This window comes from Flagellimonas sp. L-11, from assembly GCF_056857735.1.
The window spans coordinates 154,545-166,974 of the sequence record NZ_JBSXNR010000059.1 but is presented as its reverse complement, the minus strand read 5'-3'; the positions used below and the strand labels follow the sequence as shown (position 1 = coordinate 166,974).

At 41.7% G+C, this 12,430-nt stretch carries 15 protein-coding genes; 8 read left to right on the top strand and 7 right to left on the bottom strand.

What is annotated here, in order from left to right; all coding sequences use genetic code 11:
- Nucleotides 1-155 precede the first annotated feature (155 nt).
- The 6 genes from AC13CC_RS10290 to AC13CC_RS10265 form a co-directional block, all read right to left on the bottom strand.
- Nucleotides 156-1,214: an outer membrane beta-barrel protein gene (locus tag AC13CC_RS10290; protein ID WP_482877615.1), complete on the bottom strand. Its 1,059-nt coding sequence runs from the start codon at nt 1,212-1,214 to the stop codon at nt 156-158.
- Nucleotides 1,215-1,355: 141 nt separating this feature from the next.
- Complete coding sequence (locus tag AC13CC_RS10285) at nt 1,356-2,636, bottom strand: ammonium transporter (protein ID WP_326277932.1); 1,281 nt, start codon at nt 2,634-2,636, stop codon at nt 1,356-1,358.
- Between the two features lie 34 nt (nt 2,637-2,670).
- Nucleotides 2,671-3,009 carry a P-II family nitrogen regulator gene (locus AC13CC_RS10280; protein WP_108246498.1) on the bottom strand — a complete coding sequence of 113 codons (339 nt, stop codon included), beginning with the start codon at nt 3,007-3,009 and terminating at the stop codon, nt 2,671-2,673.
- Nucleotides 3,010-3,278: 269 nt separating this feature from the next.
- The gene (gene crcB / locus AC13CC_RS10275) at nt 3,279-3,653 is read right to left on the bottom strand and encodes a fluoride efflux transporter CrcB (RefSeq protein WP_326277928.1); all 375 of its coding nucleotides are present in this window, start codon (nt 3,651-3,653) and stop codon (nt 3,279-3,281) included.
- 16 nt (nt 3,654-3,669) lie between these two features.
- The gene (locus AC13CC_RS10270; protein WP_326277926.1) at nt 3,670-3,849 is read right to left on the bottom strand and encodes a hypothetical protein; all 180 of its coding nucleotides are present in this window, start codon (nt 3,847-3,849) and stop codon (nt 3,670-3,672) included.
- A gap of 118 nt (nt 3,850-3,967) precedes the next feature.
- Nucleotides 3,968-4,156: a hypothetical protein gene (locus AC13CC_RS10265; RefSeq protein WP_239057436.1), complete on the bottom strand. Its 189-nt coding sequence runs from the start codon at nt 4,154-4,156 to the stop codon at nt 3,968-3,970.
- A 39-nt stretch (nt 4,157-4,195) separates the two neighbouring features.
- Between AC13CC_RS10265 and AC13CC_RS10260 the strand changes: the two genes are divergently transcribed.
- Complete coding sequence (locus tag AC13CC_RS10260; protein WP_293168400.1) at nt 4,196-4,582, top strand: pyrophosphohydrolase domain-containing protein; 387 nt, start codon at nt 4,196-4,198, stop codon at nt 4,580-4,582.
- A 161-nt stretch (nt 4,583-4,743) separates the two neighbouring features.
- Here AC13CC_RS10260 and AC13CC_RS10255 read toward each other — a convergent pair whose 3' ends face one another.
- Nucleotides 4,744-5,814 carry a branched-chain amino acid aminotransferase gene (locus tag AC13CC_RS10255; RefSeq protein WP_326277921.1) on the bottom strand — a complete coding sequence of 357 codons (1,071 nt, stop codon included), beginning with the start codon at nt 5,812-5,814 and terminating at the stop codon, nt 4,744-4,746.
- 106 nt (nt 5,815-5,920) lie between these two features.
- Between AC13CC_RS10255 and AC13CC_RS10250 the strand changes: the two genes are divergently transcribed.
- From AC13CC_RS10250 to AC13CC_RS10220, 7 genes are all read left to right on the top strand, one after another.
- Nucleotides 5,921-6,397 (top strand): DUF4920 domain-containing protein, encoded by a 477-nt coding sequence (locus AC13CC_RS10250; RefSeq protein WP_482877614.1) that lies wholly within the window; start codon nt 5,921-5,923, stop codon nt 6,395-6,397.
- Nucleotides 6,394-7,059, top strand: a complete 666-nt coding sequence (gene mnmC2 / locus AC13CC_RS10245; RefSeq protein ID WP_482877613.1) for a tRNA (5-methylaminomethyl-2-thiouridine)(34)-methyltransferase MnmC2 — start codon at nt 6,394-6,396, stop codon at nt 7,057-7,059. Before AC13CC_RS10250 ends, mnmC2 begins: the two co-directional genes overlap by 4 nt.
- Before the next feature lie 131 nt (nt 7,060-7,190).
- The gene (locus AC13CC_RS10240) at nt 7,191-8,135 is read left to right on the top strand and encodes a TIGR01777 family oxidoreductase (protein WP_326277915.1); all 945 of its coding nucleotides are present in this window, start codon (nt 7,191-7,193) and stop codon (nt 8,133-8,135) included.
- Between the two features lie 140 nt (nt 8,136-8,275).
- Nucleotides 8,276-8,851, top strand: a complete 576-nt coding sequence (locus AC13CC_RS10235) for a nucleotide exchange factor GrpE (RefSeq protein WP_482877612.1) — start codon at nt 8,276-8,278, stop codon at nt 8,849-8,851.
- A 6-nt stretch (nt 8,852-8,857) separates the two neighbouring features.
- Nucleotides 8,858-9,979, top strand: a complete 1,122-nt coding sequence (dnaJ, locus tag AC13CC_RS10230) for a molecular chaperone DnaJ (RefSeq protein WP_326277911.1) — start codon at nt 8,858-8,860, stop codon at nt 9,977-9,979.
- Nucleotides 9,980-10,159: 180 nt separating this feature from the next.
- Complete coding sequence (locus AC13CC_RS10225) at nt 10,160-11,098, top strand: ABC transporter ATP-binding protein (RefSeq protein ID WP_326277909.1); 939 nt, start codon at nt 10,160-10,162, stop codon at nt 11,096-11,098.
- Nucleotides 11,088-12,425, top strand: a complete 1,338-nt coding sequence (locus AC13CC_RS10220; RefSeq protein ID WP_326277907.1) for an ABC transporter permease — start codon at nt 11,088-11,090, stop codon at nt 12,423-12,425. The genes AC13CC_RS10225 and AC13CC_RS10220 overlap by 11 nt, the downstream gene beginning before the upstream one ends.
- Nucleotides 12,426-12,430 lie beyond the last annotated feature (5 nt).

The following is a 12,430-nucleotide window of genomic DNA, read 5'->3' as shown; positions in this document are numbered from 1 at the left end:
ATCCAAGGCCGGATATCCCTCGCTACTGGAGTACTATGCTAAAGTAAAACACATAAATTAAGGAACCGCCCAGTACGGAACCGTATGCTGGGTGGTGTGGAAGGTCGGAACGGGAAGTAATCCCGTTCCTCCTATCCGATTCATATCTATATTGCTTAGAAGGAGTAAATCGCAGCGAACAATACAGAGGCCAAGCTCGAGGTTGGAACAAGATCGTGGTCGATAAACGCATCTTCTGCAGAGCTATCCAATCGAATTTCGGGCTTTAAGATTAAGTTTCCAATGGTAGCACTACCGGTCAAGGTCAAAGCTAATACGCTTCCGTCACCATCAGGGTCGGAACCAATGCTTGCAGTATCACCGAAGAAGTCACCTGTCATGAAGTATTCACCTCTTAGGCCAAGGCTGAAAGTTTCTGAAACAGCATATTGTGGATAAAGCGCGGCACCTGTAAAGGACCCTCCGTCATCTTCCATGCTAAAGTGAGCAGCGTTGATGCCCAAGAAGAACTCATCTGAAAGGTCAAAACCACCAGTGTAGTCAATCTCGAAGCCTCCTTGGCTGTACAAGAAATTCAAAAACTGACCTGAGTATCCCAATTGTGCGCCCACGGCGTAATCACCTGTCGGGTTGAACTCCGTCAAATCTGTTGGATTCATTACAGCCACCATGGCAGACCAATCGTTGCCCAAATCAAAATCGGCCTTAAGACCTGTGTGGCTAAAAGGGCCGTAAGAAAATAGGTAGGAAGTACTGTAGTTAAAGTTGGCCGCAGGTGAAATTACCTCATAACCCAAAAATGTGTTGAAGTTACCAAAGGTAAGAGTCACGGCATCACTTACATTCCAATATACGTATAACTGGTTGACAATGTCGCCAGTAGCAGAGTACATGGGAGATGCAAATATAGCATCCGTACCACGTGGGCCAAAAACCAGATCGGCCACAAAACCTACTTTTTCACCCTCATAAGCGGCAATAACATTTGCCATGCCCAAAGAGAACCCTGGTAGTTGTGCAAAAGAGGATCCCGGGGCTATGGCTTCCTCGTCATTTGGAGCGGTAATATTTGCTCTGTAATAAGCATCAACTGTACCACTAAAGCTAAACTTTGGAGTAGTTTCTTCCTCCTGTGCAGCGGCGGAAAATGTTACCATTGAAATGATGGCGATAGCCAAAATTTTTCCGAAGTTTGTATTTATAATCGTTTTCATATCATAATCGTTTTAAGTTGTCCTTTTATTGAAGGACGGTTGTTTAATTGTGAGTTTGATTGAAAAGGTTATTCAACGGAGCGTTTGGCAGAACGCTCCGTTCCTTTTTTTCAATATTGTTGTGAGTTTGAAAGACTTATTTTATTTGTCTTGGGAAATGTGTTCTGGATAAGCTTCCACTCCATGCTCGTGCAAATCCAAACCTTCAACTTCCTCTTTCTCAGATACCCGTAGTCCAATGGTTTTCTTCAAAATAAAGAGTACTATAAAGGATGCAACAGCCGCCCAGACAATGTAGGCCAATGATCCGTATGTCTGTACCCAAAGTAGCTTTCCGCTACCTCCGTAAAACAATCCACCGTCCAGTGCAAACAGGCCAATTAGTACGGTTCCAAGGAATCCACAAACCCCGTGAACGGAAATGGCCCCTACTGGGTCGTCAATCTTAAGTTTCTTATCAATAAATTCAATGGACGCAACCACTACAATACCACATAGCAGACCAATGGCAAGGGCTCCCCAAGCATTTACGGACCCGCATCCGGCGGTAATACCCACCAAACCGGCCAAGGCACCGTTCAATGTCATGGAAATATCCGCTCTACCATATCTGGCCCAGGTAAAGAACAGGGCTGCAATGGCTCCAATGGCAGCGGCAAGGTTGGTGTTTATGATAACGCTGGTTGCCGCAATGGTATCGTCACCGCCCCAAGCCAATTGGGAGCCGCCGTTAAATCCAAACCATCCCAACCAAAGGATAAATACACCCAATGCTCCAAAGGCCATATTGTGACCTGGAATCGCCTTGGCCTTTCCATCCACATATTTACCAATTCTCGGGCCGACCAAAATGGCAGCTACCAATGCGGCGGCACCGCCAACGGCGTGCACTACGGAAGAACCTGCAAAATCAATGAATCCGGCTGTGTTCAACCATGCATCGTCGTCAAAAGGCCAGTACCAGCTCCCTGAAATGGGGTAAATTAAAGTGGTAAGGATTGCGGAGAAAATCAAATAAGTGGAAAATTTGGTTCTTCCAGCAATTGCTCCGGATACAATTGTTGCTGCCGTAGCGCAGAATACGGTTTGGAAAAACAGATTGTGCCAATCATCGGCACTAAAAAATAAGTATCCCTGATCTGATGGACTGGACCTAAAAAATCCCCCACCCACTAAATCGCTGCCATACATGATAGCGTAACCTACTGCCCAAAACATTATTGAGCCTACGGCAAGGTCCATAACGTTCTTCATTATTATATTACCGCTGTTTTTGCTTCTGGTAAAACCTATTTCCACAAGGGTGAATCCTGCTTGCATAAAAAATACCAAAACGGCGGCAAGTGTAATCCACAAGGCGCCCATATCGCCAGTTATGGCCTCAACGGCTTTATCTATCGCTTCTTGTTCTTGTACAATCATAATCTAAGTTTTTAAGTTTTTCGGCTATTAAATGTTAGTTGATTCCGGCGCTTCCGCTTTCCTTGGTCCTGATTCTGTAAGCCTCGATAACATCGGAGACGAAAATTTTTCCATCACCAACATTGCCGGTACTGGCAGTGTCCAATAAAACATTCACGGTTTTTTCCAGAAAGTCATCGCTAACTACGATAACCAAATACCTTCTTTGTATATCGCTCGTGCTGTACGATATGCCACGATAGACATGTCCTTGTTTTTCATTACCAACCCCTGTTACATCCCAGTAACTAAAGAAGTTGACCTCAATTTGATGCAGGGCTTTTTTCACCTCATCAAATTTGGATTTTCTAATAATTGCCTCGACTTTTTTCATAATTAAGTAGTTAATTGATGATTCAAATATATAGTAATTCAATATAGACTACCTAAAATAGGAGGGTGGTTGGATAAATTTTATTGGTATAAGAAAAACACCCCCTAAATTTTAGGGGTACTTAATTTTAGGATATTATTTGTTATGTATTTGTTGATTTTATATTAACATTATGTGTCTACAGCTTTATTTTTGTCAATAGAATTGCCTTAAAACATGTGAAATGTTTAATTTTTAACAAATTTTAACGATAAAAATGTAGTTTATAACTAATGGATGTGTCGGGCTATCCATAATCCCAACACAACGGCCAATACACCAATGCCAATACTCGAAATCATGTAAATGGCTAAATTGAGAAGTTCGCCATTCTTTAAATAGGTATGTTTTTCAAAAGCAAATGCGGAAAAAGTAGTGAAGCCACCGCAAAATCCAGTAGCTAGAAAAAGAGTGTTGTTATGGGATAGTAGATTGCCCTTGGCAGAGAGACCTAAAAAAAAACCAATTAACAGACAACCTATAATATTGACCAAAAAAGTGCCAAAAAAGAAATTATGGAAAAGGGGATTGAGGGGTTTGGAAATCAAATAACGTAGAACGCTACCAATTCCCCCGCCCAAAAAAACAAGTAAGGCCTGCTTCATGCCTTAAAGGTACAAACTAAACCGCTTCTTTGTACTCGGTTTCTACGGCCTCACGGGGGAAAAGTTTGGTGGTCGAGGTCTCAGAAATCCGTTGCATAGGTTTTGTAAACCTTTCTTTGGCTCCGTTGACGCTGAAAATCAACAGAATGGCATTAACAGTAAGCAAAATAAAAAGAATACTCAAAAATACAGTCATCTAGGTCAGGTGCTAAAGTATTGTTAAAACAAAAGTACGTTTTTTCCTATAAGAACGAAATACAGGGACAACTATTGTTGTTAAACAATTGATTTTTGTGGTAAAGACAAATTAAATGTTAATTTTTGAGGAAGTGTTTAATCAAAAACAGGATAATTATAAATGTTAAGAAAGCAGCTAGAATCCAGATAACACCTTTATAATTTTTTTTGTGCAGTTTCTTGTCCTTTCGATACGAAAATGAGATGATTGCCACAAAGGCTATAAAGAATAAGGCTGCGAAAATTAGCTGTCCCGTACTGAACATATTTTATATTTTTATGCAAAGCTAAATCAAATAAGTGTAATGGAAAGTAAAATTAAGGCCGTGGAGCTCTTTCACAATTCTTTTGGTCTTGGGGTTTCCCAAGAGCCAAAGGCAGATTTGGGAAAGGACAAAAACAATCTAAGGTTCAATTTGATGGATGAGGAGAACCGTGAGTATTTGGAAGCCGCCAATAATAACGATCTGGTTGAAGTTGCCGATGCATTGGGCGATATGCTCTACATTTTATGCGGAACCATACTAGAGCATGGCATGCAATACAAGATAGAAGAAGTTTTTGAAGAGATACAACGCAGTAACATGAGTAAACTTGGAGCCGATGGAAAACCCATTTACCGTAAAGATGGAAAAGTACTGAAAGGTCCAAATTACTTTAAGCCCGACATTCAAAACATTATAGATAAATAAAAGAGGTTTAAAAAGCAACAAAAATTTGATCTTGTCAGGTTGAGCCCTTCGGATACACTCAGGATAAATTGAAGTCGAAACTCCCTTGATTATCAACTTAACCTAGGTTCTCAACTGCGCTCGCACAATCAGGTAATGAGCTTTTTAGACCTCTTCTGTTTTTACTGGGTGACTTCTTGTCGCCATCCAAACTTATCCTCTGCTCGGTTGTATTGAATATCAGTGATTCTTTTCTTGAGCAAAGAAGCATAGCTCCCCTCCAAATCCGGAAGTTCGTAATCCTTGCCGTGGTAGCCAAAGCCTGAAATCGGAGACACTACCGCAGCCGTACCTGCCCCGAACATTTCTTTTAACGAGCCATTTTCTGCGGCCTCGACCAATTCGTGAACGGATATTTTACGGACCTCGGTTTTAATACCTTCGTCTTTGGCAATATCCAAAATGCTTTTTCTGGTAATTCCGTCCAGGATACGGTCGCTGGTAGGTGCGGTCATCAAAGTATCGTTAATACGAACAAAAACGTTCATGGCGCCAGCTTCCTCAATAAACTCGTGGGTGTTGTCATCCGTCCAAATTACTTGTTGATACCCTTTGTCCGCAGCCAATTTTGTCGGGTAGAACTGACCTGCGTAGTTGCCGCCAGCTTTGGCATAACCAACCCCGCCGTTTGCTGCTCGGGAATAGGTCTCTTCTATCAACACTTTCACTTTTCCCGAAAAATAGGCGCCAGAAGGGGCACAGGCGATAATAAATTTGTATTCATCGGCCGGTGAAGCGTGAAACCCATTTCCAGAGGCAAAAACAAAAGGTCTAATATATAGGGAACTTCCTGGGTTTTGAGGAATCCAGTCGCTCTCCAATTGGATAAGAGCATTGAGCCCCTCCATAAAATAAGCTTCGGGTATTTCTGGAATGGCCAATCTTTGGGCCGACTTGTTCAATCGTTTCCAATTTTCCTCTGGTCTAAAAAGCCAGACTTTTCCATCTTCGTCCTTGTAGGCCTTCATCCCTTCAAAGATAGATTGACCGTAATGGAAAATCTTTGCGGAAGGATCCAAGGTAATGGGTTGGTACGGAACCACTTTGGGTGCGGACCATTCACCATTCTTATAATCGCAGACCAACATGTGGTCGGAATAAACACTTCCAAAGGAAAGGTTGTTAAAATCCACGTCATGGATTTTAGAGGATTTAGTCTTCTCTATAGCAATTTTGTTAGCCATTGTTTCCATATCACTTACATTTACCGTGATAAAATTAGCTATTTATTGTTAGTTTTGGACGTTTCGCAAATCTAAATATTATACTTGGCCCACAATTATTTAAATGTTATCAAAAATGAAGATTTTTAACACTTTTACTACTGTTTTTTTACTGGGTGTTTTGATGGTCTCCTGTAAACAAGAGGTTATGCAAGGCGATTATTTTGGGGAGCAATTTGAAATTTCAAAAAAAGCGTCCAAAACATCGGCCCCTTTTAATAAGATCTCTGGCAAGGATTCCTTGCAGACACAAATTGTGGGTGAGATCAAGGAAGTTTGTCAAGCCAAAGGTTGCTGGATGAAGGTGCAGTTGGAATCCAACGACGAGGTCTTTGTCCGTTTTAAGGATTATGGATTCTTTGTCCCAAAAGATGCAGCGGGTAAAAAAGTGGTAATGGACGGAGCGGCATTTTTCGAGGAAATGTCTGTAGAGGACCAAAAACACTATGCCAAGGACGAAGGTGCTTCCGAAGACGAATTGGCCCAAATAACCACTCCAAAAAAAACACTAAGGTTTGAGGCGGAAGGTGTGCTAATCGCCTCTCAACCTTGAAACGAAGGATAATCACAACTGGCGATGGTTCCAAGACCATCCAAATAGAGGATTGGGACGAACAGTACCATTCCAAGCACGGTGCCGTCCAAGAGGCCTATCATGTTTTTATAGAGCACGGTCTAAGGCTGTTCCAAAATGGACCCATCCATCTTTTGGAGATAGGTTTTGGTACGGGTCTCAATGCGCTTATTACCCTAATGGAAGCTCCCAAACAATATTTGGGTGTTGACTATGTGGCGGTTGAGGCGTTTCCGGTTTCCATGGAAGAAGTGGAAGCATTGGATTATTGCAAACAGTTAAAAGCCGGGGATCATCAAGATGACTTTCAAAAAATGCACAGTTCCCCTTGGGAACAAACCGTGACATTAACGCCAAATTTCTCCCTGCTAAAACAAAAAAGGGATTTCAGGGAAATCAGTCAGCAAAACCAGTTCGACCTTATATACTTTGATGCATTCGGTGCTAGGGTCCAACCTGAACTTTGGACAGAAGATATTTTTCTGAAAATGTACCAAGCACTAAAAACCAACGGAGTTTTGGTCACTTACGCAGCCAAAGGCAGTGTGCGCCGAGCCATGCAAGCAGTTGGTTTTACCGTGGAACGCTTACCTGGGCCACCGGGCAAAAGAGAAATGCTTAGGGCCATAAAACCCGGGTAGTTCCCAATGTTCTGTTAAGAAAAAAGCCTTTGGTATCATGAAATGGTTTAAAGTTTAAACAAATATGTTAAACCTGAATTAAGGTCTAATAAACAGTCAATTAAACCTATAACTTTGTATAAAATGACAGTATGAAGGTGTTGATAACAGGAGCTACAGGATTGGTTGGGCAGGCCATAACAAAAGTACTGCACCAAAAAGGAATACCTGTAAATTATTTAACCACAAGTAAGGACAAGGTTTCTTCCACAGAGGATTTTCAAGGTTTTTACTGGAATCCTTCCAAGGGCGAAATAGATTTGGAATGTTTTGAAAATGTACAGGCCATTATCAATTTGGCTGGGACCAGTATAGCCAAACGCTGGACACCCAAGCAAAAAAAGAAAGTACTCTCTAGCCGAATCAATAGCTTAAGAACATTGAAAAAAGGACTTGAGCAGTCCAATAACAAGGAGGTTGAATGCATGGTTTCCGCATCAGCCATTGGCATATATCCCGATTCTATTTCAGATTATTATGATGAGGGCACATCCAAAGTTGATGAAGGTTTTTTGGGCGAGGTAGTTCAAAAATGGGAAGCCGAGGCCGAAACCTTTGAAACAATTGGTGTAGATGTCGCTAAAATCAGGATAGGTCTCGTACTGTCAACAGAGGGTGGTGCCCTGCCCAAAATGGCAAGGCCTGTAAAAAACTTTGTTGGCGCACCGATTGGTAGTGGTGAACAATGGCAATCTTGGATCCATATCAAAGATTTGGCGCATATGTTCGCTTTTGCGGTAGAAAATAACCTTCGGGGCACATATAATGGTGTGGCCCCCAATCCAGTCACCAACACAAAACTTACCAAGGAACTGGCTAAAATTTTGGAAAGACCCCTGTGGTTGCCAAATGTACCCGCATTTTTCTTAAAGCTGGTTTTGGGAAAAATGGCTACTCTTTTACTGGCAAGCCAACGGGTGAGCAGTAAAAAAATAGAGGAAGAAGGATTTTCTTTTCAGTATGTGAATATTTGCCAAGCATTAAAAAAATTATATACACCACAAGAAAAAGGTATGCCTGCATCTGTTGAAGCATAGAAAAATCAGGGCTTACATACTTTTTAAAAGATTAAAAGACCGCTTTTGGCGGCTTTTTTTATGTTTTGCGGTGACATTTTGACATTTTTGGACAATTGGCAGTACTTTTGCCACTTCAAATCGGAATAAAACATTAGAACATGAGCAATAAAAGTAAGGTTGAGGAAATGGAAGATGAGCCTAAAAAAGGGCAAACCGAAGAAAGTACTGAGCTGAACGATGAAAATATAGAAACCGAAACCACGGAAGAAATCGAAGAAGAAGTTTCTGGGGAGGAGAAGCTGCGTGAAGATTTGGCAAAAGAAAAAGAGAAGTTCCTGAGGCTTTTTGCCGAGTTTGAAAATTATAAGCGAAGAACTTCCAAGGAGCGTATGGATTTGTTCAAGACGGCCGGACAAGAGGTCATGGTGGCTTTGCTTCCTATTTTGGACGATTTTGAACGTGCTTTAAAAGAGCTTTCCAAATCCGAGGACAGGGAAATGTTCAAAGGCGTGGAACTTATCAGCAATAAATTCAAAGAAACCTTGAAGAACAAGGGTCTGGAACAGGTTGAGGTAAAAGCGGGGGATACATTTGATGCCGAGGTGCACGATGCCATTACCCAGATACCTGCACCGGACAAGAAAATGAAAGGGAAAATCATAGATGTCGTGGAAAAAGGCTTCAAGCTTGGAGACCGCATTATAAGACATCCAAAAGTCGTTGTTGGAAACTAAAACTGTATGAAGGAGGATTATTACGAAATATTGGGAGTCTCCAAAGGAGCTTCAGCTGCGGAAATAAAAAAAGCCTACAGGAAAAAGGCCATCGAGTTTCACCCAGACAAAAACCCAGGTGATGCCAAGGCAGAGGAAATGTTTAAAAAATCTGCCGAGGCTTATGAAGTATTGGGCAATCCTGACAAAAAGGCAAAATACGACCAATTTGGACATGCTGCCTTCGATGGTAGTGGCGGATTTGGCGGTGGAGGTATGAACATGGACGATATCTTCAGTCAATTCGGTGATATTTTTGGTGGCGCCTTTGGCGGTGGCGGAGGATTCAGTGGATTTGGCGGATTTGGTGGCGGACAGCGCAGGGCCAAGGGAAGCAACCTTCGCATCCGTGTTAAGCTAACGCTGGAAGAAGTGGCCAATGGTGTAGAAAAGAAAGTTAAGGTAAGACGAAAGCTCCAAGCCGATGGGGTTACCTATAGAACTTGCCCTACTTGTAACGGTACCGGACAGATCACCAAAATCACCAACACCATTTTGGGCAGAATGCAAACAGCTACCACCTGTACAACTTGTGGGGGTGCTGGGCAGTCCATAGATAAAAAACCTGCTGGAGCCGATGCCCAAGGGCTCAAGGTCGAAGAAGAGACCGTGTCCATTAAAATTCCACCAGGAGTGGAGGATGGCATGCAGCTAAAAGTATCCGGCAAAGGTAATGATGCCCCCGGAAACGGTATTGCGGGAGATTTGTTGGTCGCCATTGAAACTGTTGAGCACGAAACGCTTAAACGTGAAGGGGACAATCTGCATTACGATTTGTACATAAGCATGCCCGAAGCCGTTTTGGGAAGTTCCAAAGAAATTGATGCCATAGGCGGAAAAGTTCGTATAAAATTGGAGCCAGGGCTACAGTCCGGAAAGATTTTAAGACTTCGCGGTAAGGGGATAAACAGCCTTAACGGGTATGGCGCGGGAGACTTATTGGTGCATGTAAACGTATGGACACCAAAAAATATAAATAAGGAGCAAAAGGAGTTTTTTGAGCGTATGCAGGACGATGAAAACTTTGTTCCAAGGCCCGAAAAATCGGATAAATCTTTTTTTGAGAAGGTAAAAGATATGTTCTCTTAAGAGAAAAAACCTTCTGTTTAAATAAAAAACGTATATTTGAAACTGATGTTGGGTGACCGATATCTAATTTTCTTTTTCATAGCAATTTTTTTCCCATCCTTGATTTTTTTAAGGGTGGGTTTTTGTTTTTATAGGAAAATGGGTAGCTAGCAAATACATATCTTTGAAAAAATAGTTTACATGGATCATATCCTTGTTGCCAAAAATGTGACCAAAACCTATGGTGATTACACAGCGCTGAGCAACATTTCACTTCAAATTCCAGAGAATTGCATATACGGACTTTTGGGCCCTAATGGGGCAGGTAAAACTTCGTTTATCAGAATTATTAACCAGATTACGCACCAAGACTCTGGTGACATTTGGCTCAATGGTGAGCCCTTGGCCCCAAAGCATATAGCTTCCATTGGGTATTTGCCCGAGGAAAGGGGACTGTACAAGAGTATGAAGGTGGGGGAGCAGGTACTTTATTTGGCACAATTGAAGGGATTGTCCAAAAATGAGGCAAAAACAAGGCTCAAATATTGGTTTGACCGTTTGGATATAGGGGACTGGTGGGATAAAAAAATACAAGAGCTTTCCAAGGGAATGGCCCAAAAGATACAGTTTATCGTTACCGTATTGCACGAACCAAAATTGTTGATTTTTGATGAGCCTTTTAGTGGTTTTGACCCCATAAATGCGAATATGATCAAGGATGAAATCCTTCAGTTAAAGGAAAAGGGTACATCTATCATTTTTTCCACGCACCGTATGGAGTCGGTGGAAGAGCTTTGTGAGTACATTGCCCTTATCCATAAATCCGAAAAAATATTGGACGGAAAACTGTCGGACATAAAAAAGGCTTACAAGAACAACATTTTTAATGTGGGTGTGCAAATGGAGAAAGATGCAGAGGCCTTTATGCGTTCTTTGGGACAAAAGTTCAACATTCTTTCTTCGGAAATAGATGCTTTGGAAAATCAAATACATTTTAAGGTGCAGTTGCCATCATCGCATACAGGTGATATTTTAGCGGAACTCTCCAAGGTATCGAACATAAACAGGTTCGAAGAAACCATACCTTCGGCCAACGATATTTTTATTCAAACTGTAAACAACAAGGACAATGGCAAGTAAACTTGGTTTGATCATAAAACGCGAATATTTGGCCAAGGTGCGCAACCGTTCCTTTATTGTTATGACCATTTTGAGCCCACTCCTAATGGTGGGGATGGTTGTGCTTATTGCGTATTTGGCCAAAATAAATGATGATGAGACCAGGGTAGTCTCCGTTTTGAACGAAAGTGCCTTCTTTCAAAGTGAATTTAATCCATCCAAGAATATATCCTATGTCCACATGAGCGACTTGACCTTGGAGCAGGCCAAGGACTCGACCAATTCCTTGGAATATTATGGGTTGCTCTACATTCCCGAAGGGGCAACGGTCGATGAGGTGTCCAATGCTTCGTATCTTTTTACCAAGGACAACCCCAATACCTCGGTGACCAAAGAATTGGAGGATGTTTTTCAAAACCAACTGCGGCAAGATCGTTTGCAAAAGCTAGGAGTGACCCCAAAACAGTTTTCCAGTGTGGAAAAACCTTTTGAGATCAACCTATCCACATTCGATGGGGGAAAAAGTATAAGGGGCATCAACGAGATCAAAGCCATTATTGGAGGAGGTTTTGGCTATGCAATCATGATGTTCATCATTATTTATGGGGGCTTTGTGATGCGCAGTGTTATCGAGGAAAAAACCAGCAGGATCATCGAAGTGATCATATCCTCTGTAAAACCATTTCAATTAATGCTCGGAAAGATTATAGGGAATTCTTTGGCAGGAATCACCCAGTTTACCATTTGGATCATTTCCGCATCATTGTTGATGTTAGTGGCAGTGATGATTTTTGGAATAGACTTGACGGCACTATCAAACGACAATGGTGTGACTTCTGGGGCAATGGGAGTGTCACAATTAGGTACTATGGATGATAAAATGATGTTGTACGCCAAGGAAGTCTACGATATTCCATGGGGCTTGCTCATAGCATCATTCTTTATTTATTTTATACTTGGTTACCTTATATATAGTTCCATTTATGCGGCTATTGGTGCCGCGGTGGATAATGAGACGGATACACAACAATTTATTTTTCCTATTATATTACCTTTAATGCTGGCTATTTATGTTGGGTTCTTTTCGGTTTTCAGCAACCCGCATGGACCCATTGCAGTTGGGTTTTCGTTGTTTCCATTAACATCGCCCATTGTAATGCTGATGCGCTTGCCGGGAGGAATAGGGGAAGGCGGAGTGCCTTTGTGGCAATTTTTATTGTCCGTTTTTCTTTTGATAATTACCTTTTGGGGAATTGTATCATTGGCGGCCAAAATTTATAGAACAGGCATCTTAATGTACGGTAAAAAACCAACATACAAAGAATTGGTAAAATGGTTGAGATATTAAAATAG